This is a genomic window from Azospirillum sp. TSO5, from assembly GCF_003116065.1.
GTDB lineage: Bacteria > Pseudomonadota > Alphaproteobacteria > Azospirillales > Azospirillaceae > Azospirillum.
Genome location: NZ_LGQY01000065.1, coordinates 25,377 through 47,649 on the forward strand (window position 1 = coordinate 25,377; position 22,273 = coordinate 47,649).

A 22,273-nucleotide genomic window follows, 5' to 3' on the forward strand; every position below is an offset into this window, starting at 1 on the left:
TCCATGCGGATGCTCCGGCTCAGTGATACAGGGAGGGTTAGAGACAAGAAGGACCTTATCCGGAAACGCATAGACCGTTCGTTGATCTGCATCAAAAGAGGCGAAAATCCGTGCGTTCTGTTCGCGTCGTTCCGTCGCAGCCTCCGGCCGGCCTGATCAACCGAGAATCTCCGCCAGAGCCACCACCAGCGCCTTGTTCTCCTCCTCGCGACCGATGGTGATGCGCAGGCAATCGGACAGACCATACTCGGTCACCGGCTTCACCAGGATGCCACGGCGGGCGAGATGGTCGATGACCGCCTGGGTGCCGAGCGACGGATCGGTCGGCACGCGGGCCAGCACGAAGTTGCAGACGCTGGGATAGACGCGCAGCCCCACCCGCTCCAACTCGCGCGACAGCCAGGGCAGCCACCGCGCATTGTGGGCGAAGGTCGCCTCCTCATGCTCCGCATCGCTGAGAGCGGCGGCGGCGGTCAGTTGGGCGGGCAGCGAGACGTTGAAGGCGCCGCGGATGGCGTTCACCGCCTCGATCACCGTGGCGGGACCATAACCCCAGCCGACCCGCAAACCCGCCAGCCCGTGCATCTTGGAGAATGTGCGGATCAGCAGGACATTGTCCGAATTCTCGACGATCTCCGTGCCATCGCTGTAGTCCGGCATCCGGCAATAATCGGCATAGGCCGAATCCAGCACCAGCAGTGTGGTGGACGGCAAACCGGCGCGCAGTCGCTGCACCGCCTCGGCCGGAATGTAGGTGCCGGTCGGGTTGTTGGGGTTGGCGAGGAAACAGATCTTCGTGCGCTCGCTGGCGCGGTCGATCATCGCCTCCACATCCACCACCATGTCGCGCTCCGCGGCCACGACTGCGGTTGCCCCGGCGGCGCGGATCGCCTTGAGGAATCCGCGATAGCCCCGCTCGTGGCACAGAACCTCGTCACCGGGACCGGCGAAGGCCTGGGCGACCAGATGGATCAGTTCCTCCGACCCGGCGGTGCAGACGATGCGGTCGGCGTCGATGGAATGACGGCGCGCGATGGCGTGGCGCAGCGGCTCCTGATCCCAGTCGGGATAGCAATGGATGCGCGTGGCCGCTTCGCAATAGGCGTCCAGCGCCAGCGGGCTGGGTCCGAGCGGATTGTGGGTCAGCGACAGGTCGATCCACCGGCGGCCGTCGCGAGGCGGGCGAGCGGGACGGTACGGCTTGATCTGGCCAACGCTGGGACGGGGGCTAAGCAGGTCCATAACCTCGGTCTCCGTAAGCGGATCGGTCGAACAGCACGTCGGGCGACCGATTGAACCGCAAACTGGTGCGCGACGCCACAGGACATTGCGTCGCGCACCCCAACTCGAGGTGTTTTATTTCCAAATAGCAGGCCGGACGGAAGCGCCGGCCTGCTGCCCGGATCAGTGGTTTAGAATTTGGCTGAGGAAGAGGCGCGTGCGCTCCGACTTGGGGTTGGAGAAGAACGCGTCCGGCGTGTCCTGCTCCACGATCTCGCCGCGGTCCATGAAGATGACGCGGTCGGCGACCGACTTGGCGAAGCCCATCTCGTGCGTCACGCACAGCATGGTCATGCCGTCCTCGGCCAGCCCGATCATGACGTCCAGCACCTCCTTGACCATTTCGGGGTCAAGCGCGGAGGTCGGCTCGTCGAACAGCATCACCTTCGGGCTCATGCACAGCGACCGCGCGATGGCGACGCGCTGCTGCTGACCGCCCGACAGCTGGCCGGGATACTTCTTGGCCTGTTCGGCGATGCGCACCCGCGTCAGGTAGCTCATCGCCCGCTCTTCCGCCTCCGCCTTCGGCATCTTGCGGACCCAGATCGGGGCGAGCGTGCAGTTCTCCAGCACGGTCAGATGCGGGAACAGGTTGAAGTGCTGGAACACCATGCCGACTTCGCGGCGAACCAGCTCGATGTTCTTCAGGTTGTTGGTCAGCTCGATCCCGTCGATGACGATCGTGCCCTTCTGATGCTCCTCAAGCCGGTTCAGGCAGCGGATCATCGTCGATTTGCCCGACCCCGACGGGCCGCAGACGACGATACGCTCGCCCTTCTGTACGTTGAGGTTGATGTTCTTCAGGACGTGGAACTCGCCGTACCACTTGTTGACGCCCGTGCAGCGGATGATCTCCTCGCCGCTGAGGGTGTGCTTCGGCTTGGTGCCCTGGGACATGGCCTGGGACATGGGTCTTGCTTCTCCCTTGACGGCGTTGATCTAGCGGCGATGGCCGCGGTTCAGGTCGCGTTCCAGCTTCTGGCTGTATTTCGACATGCTGAAGCAGAAGATCCAGTAGATCACGCCGATGAACAGATAGGCCTCGCGGTAGAAACCGCGCCAGGACGGGTCGGACAGCGCGGCCTTCGCGGTGCCGAGCAGGTCGTACAGGCCGATGATGATGACGAGCGAGGTGTCCTTGAAGAAGCTGATGAAGGTGTTCACCAGCGGCGGGATGGCGATGGCCAGCGCCTGCGGCAGGATGATCTTGCGCATCTTCTGCCAATAGCCGAGCCCCAGCCCGTCCGCCGCCTCGTACTGCCCCTTCGGGATCGCCTGCAGGCCGCCGCGGATCGCTTCCGCCATATAGGCGGCGGCGAACATGATGAAGGCGATCTGCGCACGCAGCAGCTTGTCGACGGAAACGCCGTTCGGCAGGAACAGCGGCAGCATCACCGACGCCATGAACAGCAGGCTGATCAGCGGCACGCCGCGGATCAGTTCGATGTAGGTGACGCACAGCACCTTCACCGCCGGCATGTTCGACCGCCGGCCCAGAGCCAGCAGGATCGACACCGGAAAGGCGACGGCCAGACCGACCACCGACAGGATGATGGTCAGCGGCAGGCCGCCCCACAGCGTGTTCTCGACATAGGTCAGGCCGAAGACGCCGCCCCACATCAGGATCGCCACCACCGTCAGCCCGGCGGCCCAGACCAGCCCGAACCAAGGCTTCCAGAAGCGGCGGTCGCAGCTGGCGACCAGCAGCGCGATGAACACGCCGATGGTCAGCAGCGGACGCCACTGCTCATCCCACGGGAACATGCCGAACATGATGAAGCGCAGCTTCTCGCCGATGAAGCCCCAGCAGGCGCCGCCGGCATCCTGCCGGCAGACCGTGGAGTTCGAATCGAAGCCATGCGCGTTGACCAGCAGCCATCCGACAAAGGGCGGGATCGCCGAAACCAGCAGCGCCAGGACCAGAATGGTCAGGATGGCGTTGTACCAGGTGTTGAACAGGTTGCTCCGCAGCCACGCGATGGGGCCGACGGTGTTGGCCGGCGGACGCTCGTCCGGCAGGCCGACGCTTTGCACGTTGTCGGTCATGGCCGTTACCGCTCCACCAGCGCGATGCGCTTGTTGTACCAGTTCATGAAGATCGAGATGCTGAGGCTGATGACCAGATAGGTGCCCATGATCATCGTCACGCCTTCGATCGCCTGACCGGTCTGGTTCAGGGTCGTGTTGGCGATCGACACCAGATCGGGGTAGCCGATGGCCAGCGCCAGCGAACTGTTCTTCATCAGGTTCAGATACTGGCTGGTCAGCGGCGGCACGATCACCCGCAGCGCCTGCGGCAGGATCACAAGGCGCAGCGTCGGACCGCTCGGCAGGCCGAGCGCGCGCGCCGCTTCGGTCTGGCCCCAGTTGACCGCCTTGATGCCACTGCGCACCACCTCGGCGATGAAGGCCGCGGTGTAGAGCGTGAGGCCGATCAGGATGGCGAAGAACTCGGGCGAGATCGCGACGCCGCCGGAGAAGTTGAATCCAGCAAGCTTCGGCATGTCGAGCGCCATCGGCGCCCCGCCGGCGATCCAGGTCAGGATCGGCAGGCCGAGGATCAGACCCAGCCCGGCCCAGCCCGCGGGGAAGGGCTGTCCGGTGCGCGCCTGCCGCGCCTTGGCCCAGCGCGACACGCTCCAGGCGGCGGCGATGCCGACCAGCAGGGCGATGCCCATGTTGGTCCACACCGGATCGGCGACCGGGACGGGAATGCGCAGGCCGCGCTGCGACAGGAACACGCCCGGCAACGGATTCAGCGCCTGGCGTACCGCCGGCAGGCCGTCCGACACCAGCGCGTACCAGAAGAACAGCTGCAGCAGCGGCGGGATGTTGCGCACGATCTCGACATAGGTCGAGGCCAGCTTGGCGATCAGCCAGTTGCTGGACAGCCGGGCGACGCCGATGACCGTGCCGATGATCGTCGCCAGGATGATGCCGATGACCGACACCTTCAACGTGTTCAGCACGCCGACCAGGAAGGCCCGGCCATAGGTATCCTTCGGCGAATAGTCGATCAGCGACTCGCCGATGCCGAAGGCCGCTTCACGCCCCAGGAAATCGTAACCGGTCGCGATCGAGCGCCGCGCGAGGTTGTCGAGCGTGTTGGAAATAAGGAACCAGCCGACCAGAACGACCGCGCCGACCACCAGGATCTGGTAGACGATGGCGCGGAACGTCGGGTCGCTGAGGGAAATGGATACGCCACCCGGCGGCGGAGCGCCTTGGGTGGTCCGGGTCTCGGTCGCCACGGACTACTCTCCCCCAACCATCGCGCCCCATACGGTGCCCACGCGGTCCCGGACGTTTTCCGGGCAATTTCCACACCGTAGGGGATGCGACATGTCTCCCAATGCGGCCAGTTGCGCGGGCGTTTCGCTGACGCCCTTCGCGACCGCTCCTTCTACCGGAAGGCCGCCCCCGGCAGGTTCCCGACGGGCGGCCTTCAAACGGTGGTCTGCCTTACCGGAACGGCTGCGCGTACATCAGGCCGCCCTTGGTCCACAGCGCGTTCAGGCCGCGCTCCAGCTTCAGCGGGGTGCCCGGGCCGACGTTGCGGTCGAAGATCTCGCCGTAGTTGCCGACCTTCTTCACGACGTTGTAGGCCCACTTCTCGTCCAGGCCCAGAGCCTTGCCCATGCCCGGCGAGGTGCCGAGGAAGCGCTGGACGTCCGGGTTCTTGGAGTTGGCGAACTCGTCGATGTTCTTGGAGTTGATGCCGAACTCTTCCGCCTGGATGGTGGCGTAGACCGTCCACTTCACGATGTCGAACCACTGGTCGTCGCCATGGCGCACGGCCGGGGCCAGCGGCTCCTTGGAGATGACTTCCGGCAGGATGACATGGTCTTCCGGAACCGGCGCGACACCGGCGCGGGTGCCGGCCAGACCGGACACGTCGGTCGTCAGCACGTCGCAGCGGCCGGCGAAGTAGGCGGCGTTCACCTCGTCGTTCGACTCGATGACGACCGGATTGTAGGTCATGTTGTTGGCGCGGAAATAGTCGGCGAGGTTCAGTTCGGTGGTGGTGCCGGCCTGGACGCAGACGGTGGCGCCGTTCAGTTCCTTGGCGCTCTTCACGCCCAGCTTCTTCGGAACCATGAAGCCCTGGCCGTCATAATAGGTGACGGGGGCGAAGTTCAGGCCGACCGAGGTGTCGCGGGTCAGCGTGGCGGTGGTGTTGCGCGACAGCAGGTCGACTTCGCCCGACTGGATAGCCGGGAAGCGCTGCTGCGCCGACAGCGGGGTGAACTTGACCTTGTTCGGGTCGTTGAAGATGGCGACGGCGACGGCACGGCAGTAATCGACGTCGAGGCCGGTCCAGTTGCCGGCGCTATCGGGGTTGCCGAAACCCGGCAGGCCGGCATTGACGCCGCACTGCACGAAGCCGCGCTGCTTGATGGTGTCCAGCGTGGCAGCACCGGCGGCGGCGCTGGCGGTAATGACCACAGCCGCCGCGGCGGCGGCGAGAAGCCCTGACTTCATAATTATTAACTCCACCCTGTTCTTGCGTTCTTCGCATTTGAGCGGTCTGACGACGCGCCGACCACGCCGGCCATGTGATCCCCGGGGAGCCTGAGGCAGCCCCGACGGGCCGCCCCTGTGGGGATCGCGACGCAGCCATGCGCGTGGGACAAGAGTGTATCAACTTGATCCCGCTTGTCGAATCATCCGTGCATTTGTGGTGATACCAGACTATACCGCCCGCTGACGGCACTTCGGCGCAATCGGTGTTGGCCGCAGGGCCTTCGGAATGACACAATGTTCGGCTCCGCCGCACCGGAACGCCGCACCAGCCAAACGGACAGTCGATGAAGGACGTCACGCAGGACACGATTCTCGTTCATGCCGGCCGCGATCCGCGGAACAATCACGGCATCGTCAACCCGCCAGTCTATCACTGCTCCACCGTGCTGTTCCCGACGCTGGACGCGCTGGAGGAAAGCGACCGCAACACGCTGGAAGGCGTGCATTACGGCCGCATGGGCACCCCCACCACCTTCGCCTTCGAAGAGGCGGCGGCGGCGCTGGAGGGCGGCTACAAGTCGGTGAACACCGGCTCGGGTCTCGCCGCCATCGCCATCGCGCTGTCGGCCTTCACCAAGGCCGGCGACCATGTGCTGATCACCGACAGCGCCTATGGCCCCACCCGCCGCTTCGCCAAAGAGACGCTGGCGCCCTATGGGGTGGAGGTCGAGTTCTACGATCCCTGCATCGGCGCCGGCATCTCGGCACTGCTGCGGCCGAACACCAGCGTGGTCTTCCTCGAATCGCCGGGCTCGCTGACCTTCGAGGTGCAGGACGTGCCGGCCATCGCCGCCGCGGCCAAAAAAGTCGGGGCCACGGTGATGATCGACAACACCTGGGCGACGCCGCTGTTCTTCCGCCCCTTCGACCACGGCGTCGACCTGTCGATCCATGCCGCGACCAAATATATGGTCGGACATGCCGACGCGATGCTGGGCGTCGTCACCTGCCGGGACGAGGAAAGCTGGACCGCGGTGAAGAAGACCGCCACCCGCTTCGGCGTCTGCGGCGGGCCGGACGACCTTTATCTCGGCCTGCGCGGCCTGCGCACCCTGTCGGTGCGGATGCGCCAGCATCAGGAAAGCGCACTGGCGCTCGCCGACTGGCTGGCCGCCCGGCCGGAGGTGACGCGCGTGCTGCACCCCGCCCGCCCCGATTTCCCCGGTCACGAGCTGTGGAAGCGCGACTTCACCGGATCGAGCGGCCTGTTCTCCATCATCATCAACCAGGTGCCGCGCAAGGCGCTGGCAGCGATGCTGGACGGCATGGAGCTGTTCGGCATGGGCTATAGCTGGGGCGGGTTCGAAAGCCTGATCCTGCCGACGCGGCCGGCGGCAGTGCGTTCCGCCACCCGCTGGACCGATCCGGGACAGGTCCTGCGCCTGCATGCCGGTCTGGAAAGCCCCGACGACCTGATCCGCGATCTCGAGGCCGGCTTCCGCCGGATGGCCGCCGCCCTCTGAGCGGCGGGCCTGTGAAGGAGTGATTTGCCATGACGGACACGCCGTCGATCGACGCCGGCCCCTTTGAAGAGGTGCTGGCCGCCATCCGCTTCACCGCCGACGGGCTGGTGCCGGCAATCGCCCAAGCCGAGGGCAACGGCGAAATCCTGATGATGGCCTGGATGAACCGCGATGCGGTGGTGGAGACCTTGTCAACCGGCCGCGTCTGCTATTGGTCACGGTCGCGCGGCGGACTGTGGCGCAAGGGCGAGACCTCCGGGCAGGTCCAGCGGCTGAAGGATTTCCGGGTGGATTGCGACGGCGACACGCTGCTGCTCATCGTCGAGCAGGACGGCGTCGCCTGCCACACCGGCCGGCGCAGCTGCTTCTATCGGGCTTGGCGGGCGGGAAAGCTGGAAACGATCCAGGAGGTCGAAACCGATCCGTCCATTCTCTATGGCGGGCATTCGCACAGCCACGGCTGAGCGGGAGGCGATGGAGACGCGGTTCGACGCCGCTGCCGGATTTCTTGATCCACATCAAAGCGGCACCCGCGCCGAAAGGTATACACAGCTTCTTGTCTCTAACCCTCCCTGTATATGACTACACCGGGCGCTCCTTTGGACGCCCGGTAATTTTTTGCGCATACCGCCGGATCCGCAATCGTGGACAGCGGAATGCACATTTGCGCCGCCGATCCTCTTTCGGACGATCCGTTCCGACAGTGCTTTCGCCTGCGGCCTACTGCCCTCCCCGTCCGCGCATCGCCTTCGGCCGGCGCCCCTGTGCCCTTCCGCCGGCCCGGACCTGCCCATAGGAGGAGCAAAGTCTCCGTTCCGTCACAGAAAGATCCCGCTTTGGATCACAAATACGTCGAATAAATAAACATTAAAGATCATAAATCCAATCAAGCTTCGATTATCTGTGTCATCTCTCCTTGTCCCTTTTGTACTGCCCCTTTATCGCTTTTCGACCGCCCGGGCCTCATGGTTAACATCTGGTTAATCGTTAACAGCACGTTAACGGCACTGATGGAGAGACGCCATGCGCCAGTTTTGGGGGACTTCGAACAACGACGCCATGACCGGCACCGCCTATGACGACCGGATCGACGGTCTGGATGGCGACGACCGCGTCAACGGCGCCGGCGGTAACGATCAGCTGTATGGCGAACGTGGCAATGACTCGCTGATCGGCGGGCTGGGCAACGACCAGCTTCATGGCGGCGACGGCAACGACTGGCTCGGCGATCCCTATGGTGGCAACGAGGCCGGTAACGATTCGATGTGGGGCGATGCCGGCAACGACCAGCTGTTCGGCGGCGACGGCAACGACTGGCTGAACGGCGGCACCGGCGACGACATCGTCAAGGGGATGCGCGGCGACGACACCATGATCGGCGGCGCCGGCAACGACACGCTGTACGACAGCTATCGCGACGGCGGCGCCGACCTGTTCCAGCCGGGCACCGGCGACGACCTGATGGTCAGCTACACCGACGGCCAGGTCGACCGTTTCCTGATGGAGCGGGCCACCGGCGGCTTCGGCCACGACACCATCAACTATTTCGAGAAGGGGATCGACCAGATCGAGTTCCACGGCTACGCCGCGTGGGAGATGGCGATGACGACCAACGGCTCGAATTCGGTCTTCACCTTCACCGACGGCTCGTCGCTGACGGTGGACCAGATCGGCCTGAGTGCCGCCCACGACTTCATCTTCACCTGACCCGTCCCGATGGAGGTCTTCCGCCGACGATGGGGTCACCCCTTCGGCGCGCGGGACCTCCGGCCATGCTCGTGCTGTTCTAGGAACGCACAGTTCCGCGCCGTCAGCAAAAGGGTCAAGACCGATGGATCACCGCCGCCTTTCCCTGCGCATGCCCCTCCCCAGCCTGTCGGCTCTGGCAATCCTGCCGGTTCTGGCCCTGCCGGTTCTGGCATTGGGCGCCTGCGCCAGTTCCGACATGGGCGGCGTCCCATCGGCGGAGGTGGCGACCAAGCCACCGGTGGAACTCGTCGGATTGACCGTGCAGACGCCGGACGGCCGCCGGATCCTCGGCAACGTCAGCGATCTCGTGATCGGGCCGACAAACCGGGTGGAACAGGCGATCGTCACCGTCGGCGCCCCGCGCTTCCCGAACGAGCACAAGGTGATGGTCGGCAGCGACAACCTGCGCTACGCCCGCAATCGTCAGGCCGTGATCCTGACCGGCATGACGGCGGAGGAATTCGCCGCCCTGCCGCCCATCGCCGGAAGCGACCGCATGGTTTCCCTTGGCAGCGGCGGGGCTCTTTCCTCTTCCGGTACCGCGCCGACCAACTGGGCCGGCGCCACCAAGTCACGCTGACCCTTTCCCAAACGAACACGCATCAACAAGAAAGGGGCCGGATGAACCGGCCCCCTTTTGCTTGTCCAGGCTTGGTGACGACAGGCGTCACTTGCCCTGCAGCTGCTTCATGATGTCGTCGTTCGGGTTCGACTCAGGCTGCGCCGGAGCGCCGAAGGGCGGAGCCACTTCCTGGTTGTCGAAGGCCGGGATTTCGATCTTCACGTCGTCCAGGTTGATCTTCGGTCCCTTGTCGCGGCCGGCATCGACCAGCTGCGGGAAGGAGATGACGAGGGCGACCATGATGATCTGGATGAAGACGAAGGGAACCGCACCCCAATAGATCTGGCCGGTGGTGATCTTCGCGATCTTCTTCCCGGTGATCTTGTCGATATAGTCGGTCTTCGGTGCCACCGACCGCAGGAAGAACAGCGCGAAGCCGAAGGGCGGGTGCATGAAGCTGGTCTGCATGTTGACGCCCAGCAGCACGCCGAACCAGATCAGGTCGATGCCCAACTTGTCCGCCACCGGCCCCAGCAGGGGGACGATGATGAAGGCCAGCTCGAAGAAATCGAGGAAGAAGGCCAGCACGAAGACCAGGATGTTGCAGACGATCAGGAAGCCAAGCTCGCCGCCCGGCAGGCTGATCAGCAGATGCTCCACCCACAGGTCACCGTTCACCGCGCGGAACACCAGACCGAACACGGTCGAACCGATCAGGATGAACACCACGAAGGACGACAGCTTGGCCGTGGAGTCCATCGCCTGACGCATCAGGCTCCAGCTCAGCTGCCGCTTGGCGAGGGCCAGCAGGATGGCGCCGGCCGCGCCCATGGCGCCGCCCTCGGTCGGAGTGGCGATGCCGATGAAGATCGTGCCCAGAACCAGGAAGATCAGCACCAGCGGCGGCACCAGCGAAGTGATGACGCGCAGCAGAAGCTTCCAACCGCGCAGCGTGCGGGCTTCCAGCGGCAGGGCCGGCACCATCTCCGGCTTGATGATGCTGGTGAGCAGAATGTAACCGGTATAAAGGCCGGTCAGCACGAGACCGGGGATCAGTGCGCCGGCATACATGTCGCCAACCGAGCGGCCGAGCTGGTCGGCCAGAACGATCAGCACCAGCGACGGCGGGATGATCTGGGCCAGCGTGCCCGACGCGGCGATAACGCCTGACGCGATACGGCGGTCATAGCCGTAGCGCAGCATGATCGGCAGCGAGATCAGGCCCATGGAGATGACCGAGGCCGCGACCACGCCGGTCGTCGCCGCCAGCAGCGCGCCGACGAAGATCACCGCATAGGCCAGACCGCCGCGGACCGGACCGAACAACTGCCCGATGGTATCGAGCAGATCCTCGGCCATACCCGATCGTTCAAGAATCAAGCCCATGAAGGTGAAGAAGGGGATAGCCAGCAGCGTGTCGTTGCGCATGATGCCGAACACGCGTTCCGGCAGCGCCTGCAGCAGCGCCGGGGTCAGCAGACCCAGCTCGATGCCGATCAGACCGAACGCCAGACCGTTCGCGGCCAATGCGAAGGCGACCGGGAAACCCATCAACAGGAAGAACACCAGCGCGCCGAACATCAGCGGCGCCATGTTGGCGGTTACGAACTCGACCATCTGGGGGGCGCTCCCGGTCCTTAGGAATGGCTGTGCATCTTCTCGCCCGGCTCGTCACGATGACCGGTGAGAAAGGCGACGCGCTTGATCAGTTCGGAGACGCCCTGCGCGGTGAGCAGGAAGAAGCCGACCGGGACCAGAAGCTTCACGGGCCAGCGGATCAGGCCGCCGGCATCGCTCGACATCTCATTGGTCACGAAGCTGTCCATGAACATGGGCCACGACAGCACCATGATCAGGAGCGTCATCGGGAACATGAAGAAGATGATGCCGAAGATGTCGACCCAGGCCTGCACCCGCTTGGAAAAGCGGCCCAGCACGATGTCGATGCGGATGTGTTCGTTGCGCAGGAAGGTATAGCCGGCGCACAGCAGGAACACGCCCGAGAACAGATACCATTGCAGCTCCAGCCACGCATTGGAGCTGGTGTTCAGCCCGTAGCGGACCACTGCGTTGACGGCGCTGACGACGACGGCGACCAGCACGAGCCAGTAGGCGAGCTTGCCGATGCCTTCGTTCATGGCATCGATCAGCCCACTTAGTCTGAGCAGACCTCTCAAAGGAGAAACCTCCCTGTTGCGGGGGCGCGGCTTGGGCCGTCCCCTTTTGCTTTTGTTGCAGCCGCGCACGCGCGACAGGTCGCAACCCTCTCTCGATTGGAGGGTATACCAAAAGATATGATTGGACGGGACTATTCCTTTCCCGCCCCCCAGCGGCAAGGGCTACGTTGGAGCTACGTAGAAACCCGTAGATGGATAGCGCGGAATGGGTCGCAAATCGCAGCGTCTGCGACCACCCGCCATGTGCTTGGGCCAGTCGGCATCGATCAACGGCGATCACCGGCATCGGCCATACCGCTGCAATCGTTGCCGTCGTTAAGGTATGGAAGGATCAGCGCGTTCTGCTGCTACGTCCGGCAGGCAAGGCACGCAACGCCACCGGTCACGCCTGGGATACGGGCGTCAACTGTCCCGGCAGACAGTGTCGATGCACCGGCAAGATCGATGCACCGACAAGCCGAGCGGTTCGGGAGCAACATCAGTACCGCCCGAGTGCAGGCATCATCTGCAAGAGGAAGCATCGTCGACGGGGCGGCGACGATGCTTCTACTCCCCGTCTCCATCCTGCGCGATCCCGGCCGGGCGCCAGCCGTCCTCGCCCAGGCATTCCAGCGGATGGAACTTCGCCTTGTAGGCCATCTTGCGGCTGTGGGCGATCCAATAGCCGAGATAGACATAGGGCATGCCGGCCAGCCGCGCCCGTTCGATCAGGCCCAGGATCATGAAGGTGCCCAGGCTGCGGCGGTCCTGCGCCGCGTCGTAGAAGCTGTAGACCGCCGAATAGCCGTCCGACAGCCGGTCGGTCAGCATGCAGCCGACCAGCTGTCCGCGCTCGTCGCGCGCCTCCAGCAGGTTGGTGTCCGCCCTACCCTCGTCCACCATGGCGGCGAAATCGCCCATCGCCATCCGGGCCATGTCGGAATCGCCGTGGCGGGAGTTCTGGTAGAGCGCGAACAGCCGGTACTGCTCCGACGTGGCGTAGGCCGGGCGTTCCGCCAGCGTCACACCTTCGTTCAGCTTCAGCACCCGGCGCTGCGACCGGGTCGGCACGAACTCCGCGACCGGCACGCGCACCGGCACGCAAGCCTGGCAGTTGGGGCAGACCGGGCGATAGACGATGTCGTGGCTGCGGCGGAAGCCGGCGCGCGACAGGGTCGAATTCACCTCGGTCGCGAAGGGACCGATCAGGCGGGTGAACAGCTTGCGTTCAACACGTCCGGGCAGATAGGGGCAGGGCATCGGCCCCGACCGAAAGAATTGCTGCAATGGACGCTGCGGCGGCTGGATGACCGACATTCTGACCGACAACCACCACGACAGTGAGGAGGAGGCGGAGGAGCGTGATCCCCTCCGCCGGACCAGAGCTTACTGCGACTGGCTCTGAACTGCCAGAGGAGGCTGAGCACCGAAGAAGGCTTGTGCGATTTCCGTGGTCACGACGCTCAGTTGCAGCTGTATCCAGTCGAGATATTCGTGCAGGCCGTCACGCAGCACCGCATCGATCGGACGGGACAGCAGCGCGGCCAGCAGCTCGTCCACCCGCTCCATCGCCGCCGAGCCGCCGCGCAGGTCGTAGCGCGAGCGTATCCGCGTCAGCACCCCGTCGATCTGCCGCACGCACATCACGACGGAGCGCGGGAATCCCTCGTTGAACAGCATGAAGCCGGCAACCGTGGTCGGCGACATGCCGCGGGGATAGACGCGACGGAAGGCGTGGTAGCCGGCGGTGCAGCGCAGGACCGTCGTCCATTGGCTGACGTCCAGCGTGGACCCGACCTCGGCCGGCGACGGCAACAGCGTGTGGTATTTGATGTCGAGCAGGCGCGTGGTCTGGTCCGCCCGCTCGATATACTTGCCCATCTGGTAGAAGTACCAGCCCTGGTCGCGGTAGAAGGTGCCCTCGGTGATGCCGGTGTGGGTCTGGCATTCCTCCTTGATCCAGGTGCAGACCTTGGACAGGTTCTGCGCCGCCACGTCCTTGACCGACATCTCCAGCAGCTTGTTGTGGAACACGTTGATCTGCGTCCACATCTCCGTCGAGATCCAGGGGCGCAGCGTCCGCGCATTCTCCCGCGCCATCCGCAGCATCGACAGCAGCGAATTCTGGTTCTGCCCGTCGAACATGTAATAGTGGATCACCGCCTCCGCCGTCGGACGGTCATGGCGGCTGAAGAAGTCCTTCTCGTCGGCGTTCAGCTGGACGATGGAGAACCAGTTGGTGGCCCCTCGGGTATCGCGCGCGAAGGTTTCGTGCACGTCCAGGATGCGGGCCAGATTCTCGGCCCGCTCCATGTAGCGGGCCATCCAGAAAATGCACTCGGCGTAACGGGACAGCAGGTTCATGCCGCACCACCTTCCAGAACCCAGGTGTCCTTGGAGCCGCCGCCCTGGGACGAATTGACGATCAGCGTGCCCTTCTTCAGCGCAACGCGCGACAGGCCGCCGGGCAGGACCCAGGTGCTCTTGCCGGTGATGGCGAAGGGGCGCAGATCGACGTGGCGCGGCTCGATGGCGTCGTCGCAGACGGTCGGGCAGACCGACAGGTCGACCACCGGCTGGCTGATGTAGTTGGACGGATCGGCCAACAGCTTGGCCCGGCAATCCTCCAGTTCCGCCTTGCTGGCGCGCGGGCCGATGGTGATGCCGTAGCCGCCGGCCTCGCCCACCGGCTTCACCACCAGATCGGCCAGATTGTCGAGCGTGTATTGCAGGGCGTCGGCCTCGCGGCAGATGCGGGTGTCGACGTTGGGGATGATCGGGTCCTGGTCCAAGTAGTATTTGATCATCCGCGGGACATAGCAGTAGACCGCCTTGTCGTCGGCCACGCCGGTGCCGATGGCGTTCGCCAGCGCCACGTTGCCCTTGCGGTAGGCCTCCAGGATGCCGGGCACGCCCAGCAGGCTGTCGGGGTTGAAGGCCCTGGGATCGAGGAAGGCGTCGTCCAGTCGGCGGTAGATGGAATGGACCGGAGCGAGACCGTTGGTCGTCTTCATGAAGACGCGGTCGTTGTCCACCACCAGATCGCGCCCTTCCACCAGCGGCACGCCCATCTCGCGCGCCAGGAAGATGTGCTCGAAATAGGCCGAGTTATAGGTGCCCGGCGACAGCAGCACCACCTGGGGATCGTCGACCGGCGCGATCTCCATCATGGCGTCGAGCAGCTTGTGGCCGTAATTGTCCACCGGGCGGATGCCGATGTCCTGCATCAGGTCGGGGAAGACCCGCTGCATCATATGGCGGTTCTCCACGACATAGGAGACGCCGGACGGAACGCGGCCATTGTCCTCCAGCACGCGGAAGGTGCCGTGACGGTCGCGCACCAGATCGGTGCCCATGATGTGGATGTAGGTGTTGAAGGGAACGTCCAGCCCGATCATCTGCGGGCGGAAATTATGGTTCCCCTCGACCAGATCCCGCGGGATCACCCCGTCCTTCAGGATCTTCTGGTCGTGATAGATATCGTGCAGGAACAGGTTCAGCGCGGCGACCCGCTGCGTGACGCCCGCCTCCAGATGCTTCCATTCCGGTGCGGAGATCACCCGCGGGATGACGTCGAACGGCAGAATGCGGTCGACGGCGTCCTTGTCGGAATAGACGATGAAGGTGATGCCTAGATTGTAAAGCTCCCGCTCCGCATCCTGCGCACGGCGGCGCAATTCATCGAAGTCGAGCGCGGCCAGCCTCTGGCGGATCAGCGCCGTATGTTCGGCCGGCAAATCCATGGCTCCGAACAGTTCGTCGAAGTACAGGCCAGGATTGTAGGATGACAAAAGGTCGGACGGTTTGCTCTCGGGTACGCTCACAGACTCCCCCGCGCTTGTATCTGACCGATCATCGCGGGCCGGGCGGCATCGCCCCGGCCATGTCGCATTGTGCAGGAAGTATGACCCATCGCCGCGCGCTTTGAACAGGGCAAACGCGCGCGCCGTTGTGCGACGCAATGACAAAGCAAGAATTCGGATGCAGGCGATTCCGGAAATTAGCGCCAAAGTACCGGCGGCACCGAAGACTTATCGTGCTTTGGTGGGGGCGCCGCCGCCGGACTGGCCGCCGGCCGCGGGTGCCGCCTGGGTCTCGCGCAGCAGGACCATGGTGATGCGACGGTTGCGCGGGCTGTTGGGCTGATCGGCGACAAGTGGGTCGCGGTCGGCCTTGCCGACGACATCCTGGATTCGCGACGGGTCGATGCCGCCGGCCAGCAGGGCGCGGCGGGTGGCGTTGGCCCGCTCGGTCGACAGATCCCAGTTGTCGCGGCCGGACCCGGCGGGGAACGGGGTGGAATCGGTATGACCGCTGATCGACAGCTTGTTGGGCAGCTTCGACAGAGCCTTGGCCACCTGCTGCACCAGCTGGCGGGTCTGCGGATACATCTGGCCGGAGCCGCCGGGGAACATCGACACGCGGTCCTGGTCGACGATCTGGATTCGCAGGCCTTCCGGTGTCTGGTCGATCATCAGATTCTGGGCGAGCGGCTCCAGTTCCGGCACCGACTGGATGGCCTGACGGATCTCGGTGGCCGCCTGCTGGAACTGGCGGGCTTCCTTGGCCGCGCCCTGCAGGCTGTCCATCGCCTCCTTCACCCGCTCGCCGAAGTCGGACAGCTTCTCGCCGGGCTTCTGGCCGGGAATGCCCAGCTGCTTGGCCATCTCCTCCATCCGCTTCTGGAACTCGGCCCGGGTCTCGCTCGGCTTCTGGTCGGCGACATCCGCATCCGCCGCACCGTTGGCGGCGGCATCCTTGCCCGATTTTCCAGGGCCGGTGCCCTGTCCGGGCCCGACCGCCGATTCGGTCGGGTCGTCGGCATCGTCGGTCTGCTGCGAAGAATAGCCGGGCGGACCCGACACCGGCACGTCGGCCGACATCGGCGAGCTGGGGGAGATCTGCGCGCCCGGCACCGTGATGGTCTTGCCGCCCAGCATACCGCCGGAGCCGGACTGTTCGCGGCTGACCGACACGGGGGAGAAATAGTCGGCGATGCCCTTGCGCTGGTCCGAGGTGGTGACGTTCAGCAGCCACAGCAGCAGGAAGAAGGCCATCATCGCGGTCACGAAGTCGGCATAGGCCACCTTCCACGCGCCACCATGGTGGCCGCCGTGCCCGCCCTTCTTCTTCTTGATGATGATTGGCCGCTCGTCGCCGCCGGAATTCCCGCTCATGCCCTGGCCGTGGCGAATGGTTCGAGGCCCGAAGGCCGACTTCCGCGCGCGGCGCCGCGGTGGATGCGGCGGCCGTCCGCCGCGGCAAAACCCTGACCGGGTTTGATTAAGATCCGTTTAACGACGTTGCCGCCACTAGGGATGCGACGGAGACGGGGCGGAGATGCGGCTTGCACCGGATGGCGTGCTGGATTAATTCGCGGTATTTCCTACTTTCAGTGTCATCTTCGGCCACTCCGGGGGCCTTTCACGGGTCCCCTGCCCTCTTCTCCGCATGCCCCTCCACTTCGGCCCACACCACAGGACGTCATGACCACCGAACAGCCGATCGATCCACTTGCGTTCCGTTCCGCCCTCGGCTGCTTCGCCACCGGGATCGCCGTCATCACCACCATCGCGCCCGACGGGCTGCCGTTGGGGGTGACGGTGAACTCCTTCTCGTCCGTGTCGCTCGATCCGCCGTTGGTGCAGTTCTGCCTGGGCCGTGCCGCGATGTCGTTCGAGGCGTTCAACATCGCGCCGCATTTCGCGGTGAACATCCTCGCGTCCGACCAGGAGGAACTGTCCAACCGCTTCTCCCGCCGCGACCTGCAGGAGCGCTGGGCCGGGCTGGAGACCACCACCGGCCGCGGCGGCGTCCGCCTGCTGACCGGCTGCCTCGCCACGCTGGAATGCGACCGCGAGCATCTGCTGGACGGCGGCGATCACATCATCGTGCTGGGCCGCGTCCGCAATCTGACCTCACGCGAGGACGGCGACCCGCTGCTGTATTTCCGCGGCCGCTACGCCCATCTCCGCTGAATCTTCTGTTCAGCCGGCCGCGCGGTGAAGGTCGCGGCCGGTCAGGTGGATGTTGGCATCGGCATCGAGCGCGCGGGCCATGATGCGCTGTTCGGTCGCCCGTTCGAACAGGGGGCGGTTCATGCAGACCTGCTGAACCGCCTCGTCCGGCTTCGGCGTGTGGCCGACGATGCCCTGCAGGGTGCGGCGGGTGACGAAGACCCGGCCCTGATATTCCCCGACCTGCACCGCGAACTCCACGGCGTCGGCCTCCTCGTTCCAGAAGGGGTCGTCGGGAAACAGGAAGATGGGCATCGGGTCCTCAATCGGCAGAAATCACTTCAGGACATAGGTGATATCATAGCCGCTGCGTTTGAAGCGCGTCTTCAGCAGCGTGCCGTCCGCCGCATACCACAGGTCGCGTTCCACATCGCCCTCGATGCGGTGGTGGGCGGCCTCCATCGCCTTGCCGCCGGCCTCCACCGTCTCCGCCCCGATCTTGCGCGTAGCCACCTTGTAGGGGGCCGCATCGATCACCGACAGAAGCTCGCGGTGCTTCAGCACGTCCGTCGTCCACAGCGTCAGCGGCAGGGCGCTTGCCGGTGCCTGCTGCGGCTTGCCGTCCACCACCAGCCGGTAACCGCCGGCATCGCGCGCCATGTCGATCTTGTGCGGGGTGCCGTCGTCGTCGGTGGTGGCGGTCATCGATTCCAGAACGCCGCCCTTCCACATCTCCTCCCGCTTGTGGTCGTAGCGGAAGTTGATGAACAGCACCTTCACCCGCGTGGTGGCGGTGACGGTGACCTTGGTGCGGTCGCCCTGCGGTTCGATCTTCACCTGTTCGGTGCCGATGGGGTCCTCGCCCATCAGGATCTGGTAGGTCAGCGTCTGGGCTGAACCCTGTGCCGAAGCAGAGCCCGGCAATCCGGTCAGCAGCGTGGCCGCCATCAGGGCAGCCGACAGGGTGGCGCATTTGGTGCGCATCGTCGTCATCTTCGTTTCCTCCCGGTTGGGTGTGGTTGGCGGCTCTTGCGGCCGCTTCGTCAGTCGTCCAGCAGCTGGGCCAGCTTCATCGCCACGCCCATTGAGCCCTCGACCTTCAGCTTGCCCATGGTGAAGGCCAGCATCGGGTTGAGCTTGCCGTTGATGAGCTTTTGCAGGTTTTCCGGCGAAATGCGGATGGTGCAGTCGGATTCGGCGTCGTCGCGGCTGATGCTGATCGGGCTGGCGCGGCCATCGACCCGGATTACCTCGCCCTCCTTGCCCAGCAGGAAGCGGACCGAGGCGTTGAGCGAGCGGAGATCGCCGCTGCGGCTGCGCAGTTCCTGCAGAATGTCGTCGACCATGAAAGCGTGCCCTCAGGATTGTTCGTAGGACTGGTCTTGACAGTAGGCGCGCATTACGTTTACGTCAACGTCATAACGAAAGCGTTTCAGACGCCCGCCGCTTGTCGATGCCGCCGTTCGGTGCCGGCCGTCAGGTGATCCGGAACGCGCCACCGCCAAGGGGAGCGAACCATGCCCGAGCCGCTTGCGCAGAGCGCCAATCCGCCGACCACCAATGCCAATGGCGCCGCCGCCAATGACACCACCCATCCCTGGCTGACGCACTACCCCAAGGGAATCGCCTGGGACCAGCATTTCGCGCCGATGCCGCTGCACATGCTGTTCGAGGAGGCGGCCGGACGCTATGCCGACCGCCCCTGCCTGGACTTCATGGGCCGCCGCTACACCTATGCCGAGGTCCTGGCTTTGGTGAACCACGCCGCCCGCGGCTTTCAGGATCTGGGCGTCGGCCCGGGGGTGCGGGTGGGACTGTGCCTGCCCAACTGTCCAGCCTACGTCATTTCCTATTTCGCGGTGCTGAAGGCCGGCGGGACCGTCGTCAACTACAACCCGCTCTATGTCGAGCGGGAGTTGGAACACCAGATCACCGACTCGCAGACCGAGATCATGGTGACGCTGGACCTGAAGCAGATCTATCCGCGCGTCGCGGCGATGCTGGCGCGTACGCCGATGAAGCGGATCGTCGTCTGCCGCATGGCATCGATTCTGCCGGTGGTGAAGAAGGCTCTGTTCAGCGTGCTGAAGCGTGGGGAACTCGCCGCCGTGCCGCGCGACGACCGCCATGTCGATTTCGACAGCCTTCTCGCCAATGACGGAACTCTGCGCCCGGTGCGGATCGACGGGCTGCGCGACGTCGCCGTGCTGCAATACACCGGCGGCACCACTGGCGTGCCCAAGGGCGCGATGCTGACCCATCACAACCTGCTGTCCAACGCAAGGCAGGTTCAGGCCTGGTTCCCCGAGGTGGCGCTGGGCCGGGAGCGGGTATTGGCCGTCCTGCCCTTCTTCCATGTTTTCGCCATGACCGTGGTGCTGAACATGGGGCTGGCCTGCGGAGCCGAGCTGATCATGCTGCCGCGCTTCGAGACGGAGCAGGTGCTGAAGACCATCGCCAAGCGCAAGCCGACCCTCGTCCCCGGCGTGCCCACCATGTACAAGGCGCTGCTGGGCCACCCGCAGGTCGCCCGCTATCCGATGACCTCGATCCGCTACTGCATCTCCGGCGGCGCGCCGCTGCCGATGGAGCTGAAGCGCCAGTTCGAGACGGCGACCGGCTGCGTGCTGATCGAAGGCTACGGCCTGTCGGAGGCCTCGCCCGTCTGCGCCGCCAACCCGCTGAAAGGCGTCAACAAGGAGGGCTCCATCGGCCTGCCGCTGCCCGGCATCGCCATCGAGATCCGCGACCTGGAGGACCCGTCCCGCAAGCTCGGGATCGGCGAGAAGGGTCAGGTGGCGATCTCCGGTCCCAACGTCATGGCCGGCTATTGGGGCCGGGCGGAGGAGAGCGACCGCACCGTGGTCGACGGCTTCCTGATGACCGGCGATGTCGGGACGATGGACGAGGACGGCTACGTCTTCCTGCTCGACCGGCTGAAGGACCTCATCATCTGCAGCGGCTACAACGTCTATCCGCGCATGATCGAGGAAGCGATCTACCAGCATCCCGACGTGGTCGCCGCCTGCGTCATCGGCCTGCCCGACGACTACCGCGGCCAGACGCCGAAAGCCTTCGTGCAGCTGAAGCCGGGAGCCAGCCTGACGGTGGAGGCTCTGCGCGACTTCCTGCGCGACAAGATCTCCCGCATCGAGATGCCGACGGCCATCGAGTTCCGCGAGGAACTGCCGAAGACCGCCGTCGGCAAGCTGTCGAAGAAGGAACTGATCGCCGAGGCGCAGCAAGCCCTATCGAACGGAGGATGACCCGAAGTCACTGCGTTGACCCAGACGTAAAGGGAAGCCTTATCACGCCACGGCAGCTGTGCTACCAAACGGAAGACGCATTGTGCCAAACGCAAACAAAAGGTCTTCCCAGGGATGGAACAGCTCTACACGGTCAACCAGCTTGCGGAGGAGCTGGGCATCACTCCGCGGGCTCTGCGCTTCTACGAGGTCAAGGGACTGCTGGCGCCGAACCGCGTCGGCAACAACCGGGTCTACACCAAGCGCGACCGCGCCCGGCTGAAGCTGATCCTGCGGGGAAAGCGCCTGGGCTTCTCGCTGGCGGAAATCCGCGAGTATCTCGACCTCTACAACGTCAATGGCGGGGTCGAGCAGCAGAAGAACCTGTTGAAGCGGGTGCAGAAGCGGCTGAAGGACCTCGCCCAGCAGCGCGAGGATCTGGAAGCCACCGTGCAGGAGCTGCGCGACATCGAAGAGCAGGTCAACAACACCCTGGCGGAGCTGAAGACCGCCGCGAAGGACAGCTGACCGGTCGGGCGCCCGTCGTGCACCGGTCAGCCTGCTGAGGGGGGAGATCGGAGCATGATGGGACAGCGACATCCGCGGGCGGCCTGCGATGCCTTCAAGGCGGGAGATGGGCGATGAACCTGATCTTCCGCCTGCTGGCGGTCGCCGCCGCCGCCATCTTTGCCGCGTGGCGCGGTCGACGCGCCGGATTGCTGGAGCCGTCGGCGCTGCGTTTCCGGGTCTGGCCGACCGACCTGGACATCAACCTGCACATGACCAACGCACGCTATTTCAGCGTGATGGATCTGGGTCGCACCGACCTGATGATCCGCGTCGGTCTGGGTCCCGCGATCCTGCGCAACCGCTGGCAGCCGGTGCTGGGCGGGGCGACGATCCGCTATCGCCGCTCGCTGCGGCCCTTGCAGAAATTCACCCTGGTCAGCCGTGTGCTGTGCTGGGACGACAAATACATCTTCATCGAACACCGCATGGAAACACGGGGCGGACTGGCGGCACTGGCCGTCGTTCAGGGCGCCTTCGTCGGATCCGGGGGAGTGGTCGCGCCGGCCGAGGTCCTGGCGGCGCTCGGCACCACCGCCGCCTCCCCGCCGATCCCCGATGCGGTCGCAGCCTTGCGCGGGCAGCCCCTGTCCGCCGCCGCCTGAACAGTTACAAGAACACCATTCGAGAGGAGACACGCCGTCATGAAGGTGCTGGTGCCCGTGAAGCGGGTCGTCGACTACAATGTAAAGGTCCGCGTCAAGGCGGATGGCAGCGGCGTCGAGACCGCCAACGTGAAGATGAGCATGAACCCCTTCGACGAGATCGC

General features: G+C 65.0%; 22 protein-coding genes and 1 pseudogene. 9 read left to right on the forward strand and 14 right to left on the reverse strand.

All coding sequences use genetic code 11. The annotated features are described in order from the left end of the window. Positions 1–156: 156 nt before the first annotated feature. The 5 genes from TSO5_RS18100 to TSO5_RS18120 form a co-directional block, all read right to left on the reverse strand. Positions 157–1,242 carry a histidinol-phosphate transaminase gene (locus TSO5_RS18100; RefSeq protein WP_109152859.1) on the reverse strand — a complete coding sequence of 362 codons (1,086 nt, stop codon included), beginning with the start codon at positions 1,240–1,242 and terminating at the stop codon, positions 157–159. A 162-nt stretch (positions 1,243–1,404) separates the two neighbouring features. Next, complete coding sequence (locus TSO5_RS18105; RefSeq protein WP_109152860.1) at positions 1,405–2,190, reverse strand: amino acid ABC transporter ATP-binding protein; 786 nt, start codon at positions 2,188–2,190, stop codon at positions 1,405–1,407. Positions 2,191–2,220: 30 nt separating this feature from the next. Further along, positions 2,221–3,327 (reverse strand): amino acid ABC transporter permease, encoded by a 1,107-nt coding sequence (locus TSO5_RS18110; protein WP_109152861.1) that lies wholly within the window; start codon positions 3,325–3,327, stop codon positions 2,221–2,223. A gap of 5 nt (positions 3,328–3,332) precedes the next feature. Then, positions 3,333–4,532: an amino acid ABC transporter permease gene (locus TSO5_RS18115; RefSeq protein WP_109152862.1), complete on the reverse strand. Its 1,200-nt coding sequence runs from the start codon at positions 4,530–4,532 to the stop codon at positions 3,333–3,335. Between the two features lie 211 nt (positions 4,533–4,743). Further along, complete coding sequence (locus TSO5_RS18120) at positions 4,744–5,763, reverse strand: amino acid ABC transporter substrate-binding protein (protein ID WP_109152863.1); 1,020 nt, start codon at positions 5,761–5,763, stop codon at positions 4,744–4,746. A gap of 326 nt (positions 5,764–6,089) precedes the next feature. Here TSO5_RS18120 and metC point away from each other — a divergent pair, with 326 nt between their 5' ends. From metC to TSO5_RS18140, 4 genes are all read left to right on the forward strand, one after another. Beyond that, complete coding sequence (gene metC / locus TSO5_RS18125) at positions 6,090–7,268, forward strand: cystathionine beta-lyase (RefSeq protein ID WP_109152864.1); 1,179 nt, start codon at positions 6,090–6,092, stop codon at positions 7,266–7,268. Positions 7,269–7,297: 29 nt separating this feature from the next. Further along, complete coding sequence (gene hisI, locus TSO5_RS18130) at positions 7,298–7,732, forward strand: phosphoribosyl-AMP cyclohydrolase (protein WP_109152865.1); 435 nt, start codon at positions 7,298–7,300, stop codon at positions 7,730–7,732. Positions 7,733–8,291: 559 nt separating this feature from the next. After that, positions 8,292–8,975, forward strand: coding sequence for a calcium-binding protein (locus TSO5_RS18135; RefSeq protein WP_109152866.1), 684 nt, complete (start codon positions 8,292–8,294; stop codon positions 8,973–8,975). Positions 8,976–9,099: 124 nt separating this feature from the next. After that, positions 9,100–9,597: a PRC-barrel domain-containing protein gene (locus TSO5_RS18140; protein WP_247870812.1), complete on the forward strand. Its 498-nt coding sequence runs from the start codon at positions 9,100–9,102 to the stop codon at positions 9,595–9,597. A gap of 87 nt (positions 9,598–9,684) precedes the next feature. On the opposite strand, the gene TSO5_RS18145 is transcribed toward TSO5_RS18140, so the two are convergent. The 6 genes from TSO5_RS18145 to TSO5_RS18170 all read right to left on the reverse strand — a co-directional run bounded on the left by TSO5_RS18145 (position 9,685) and on the right by TSO5_RS18170 (position 16,912). After that, the gene (locus TSO5_RS18145) at positions 9,685–11,196 is read right to left on the reverse strand and encodes a TRAP transporter large permease subunit (protein WP_109152867.1); all 1,512 of its coding nucleotides are present in this window, start codon (positions 11,194–11,196) and stop codon (positions 9,685–9,687) included. A 20-nt stretch (positions 11,197–11,216) separates the two neighbouring features. Further along, a complete protein-coding gene (locus TSO5_RS18150; protein WP_247870813.1) occupies positions 11,217–11,717 on the reverse strand; it encodes a TRAP transporter small permease subunit in 501 nt (166 codons plus the stop codon). 585 nt (positions 11,718–12,302) lie between these two features. Further along, positions 12,303–13,052 carry an arginyltransferase gene (locus TSO5_RS18155; protein WP_109152880.1) on the reverse strand — a complete coding sequence of 250 codons (750 nt, stop codon included), beginning with the start codon at positions 13,050–13,052 and terminating at the stop codon, positions 12,303–12,305. Positions 13,053–13,121: 69 nt separating this feature from the next. Further along, entirely contained in the window at positions 13,122–14,099 is a 978-nt protein-coding gene (locus TSO5_RS18160; protein ID WP_109152869.1) for an alpha-E domain-containing protein, read from the reverse strand. Continuing rightward, on the reverse strand, positions 14,096–15,478 hold the full coding sequence (locus TSO5_RS18165; RefSeq protein ID WP_247870814.1) for a circularly permuted type 2 ATP-grasp protein: 1,383 nt from the start codon (positions 15,476–15,478) through the stop codon (positions 14,096–14,098). Before TSO5_RS18165 ends, TSO5_RS18160 begins: the two co-directional genes overlap by 4 nt. Positions 15,479–15,766: 288 nt before the next feature. Further along, positions 15,767–16,912 (reverse strand): flagellar motor protein MotB, encoded by a 1,146-nt coding sequence (locus tag TSO5_RS18170; RefSeq protein ID WP_109152871.1) that lies wholly within the window; start codon positions 16,910–16,912, stop codon positions 15,767–15,769. Between the two features lie 309 nt (positions 16,913–17,221). Here TSO5_RS18170 and TSO5_RS18175 point away from each other — a divergent pair, with 309 nt between their 5' ends. Further along, on the forward strand, positions 17,222–17,713 hold the full coding sequence (locus tag TSO5_RS18175; RefSeq protein ID WP_109152872.1) for a flavin reductase family protein: 492 nt from the start codon (positions 17,222–17,224) through the stop codon (positions 17,711–17,713). Between the two features lie 9 nt (positions 17,714–17,722). Here TSO5_RS18175 and TSO5_RS18180 read toward each other — a convergent pair whose 3' ends face one another. Genes TSO5_RS18180 through TSO5_RS18190 form a run of 3 tightly spaced genes read right to left on the reverse strand, consistent with a single transcriptional unit; the run spans position 17,723 to position 19,038 of the window. Continuing rightward, complete coding sequence (locus tag TSO5_RS18180; RefSeq protein ID WP_109152873.1) at positions 17,723–18,007, reverse strand: DUF1488 domain-containing protein; 285 nt, start codon at positions 18,005–18,007, stop codon at positions 17,723–17,725. Between the two features lie 21 nt (positions 18,008–18,028). Beyond that, positions 18,029–18,685, reverse strand: a complete 657-nt coding sequence (locus TSO5_RS18185) for a DUF6134 family protein (protein ID WP_109152874.1) — start codon at positions 18,683–18,685, stop codon at positions 18,029–18,031. 50 nt (positions 18,686–18,735) lie between these two features. Continuing rightward, positions 18,736–19,038 (reverse strand): SCP2 sterol-binding domain-containing protein, encoded by a 303-nt coding sequence (locus TSO5_RS18190; RefSeq protein WP_085089532.1) that lies wholly within the window; start codon positions 19,036–19,038, stop codon positions 18,736–18,738. A gap of 171 nt (positions 19,039–19,209) precedes the next feature. Here TSO5_RS18190 and TSO5_RS18195 point away from each other — a divergent pair, with 171 nt between their 5' ends. From TSO5_RS18195 to TSO5_RS33345, 4 genes and pseudogenes are all read left to right on the forward strand, one after another. Continuing rightward, positions 19,210–20,958: a long-chain fatty acid--CoA ligase gene (locus tag TSO5_RS18195; RefSeq protein ID WP_109152875.1), complete on the forward strand. Its 1,749-nt coding sequence runs from the start codon at positions 19,210–19,212 to the stop codon at positions 20,956–20,958. Positions 20,959–21,072: 114 nt separating this feature from the next. Beyond that, complete coding sequence (locus tag TSO5_RS18200) at positions 21,073–21,465, forward strand: MerR family DNA-binding transcriptional regulator (RefSeq protein WP_085089534.1); 393 nt, start codon at positions 21,073–21,075, stop codon at positions 21,463–21,465. Between the two features lie 113 nt (positions 21,466–21,578). Next, positions 21,579–22,109: a thioesterase family protein gene (locus TSO5_RS18205; RefSeq protein ID WP_109152876.1), complete on the forward strand. Its 531-nt coding sequence runs from the start codon at positions 21,579–21,581 to the stop codon at positions 22,107–22,109. A gap of 39 nt (positions 22,110–22,148) precedes the next feature. After that, positions 22,149–22,273, forward strand: a pseudogene (locus TSO5_RS33345) (electron transfer flavoprotein subunit beta/FixA family protein); the annotation flags it as partial.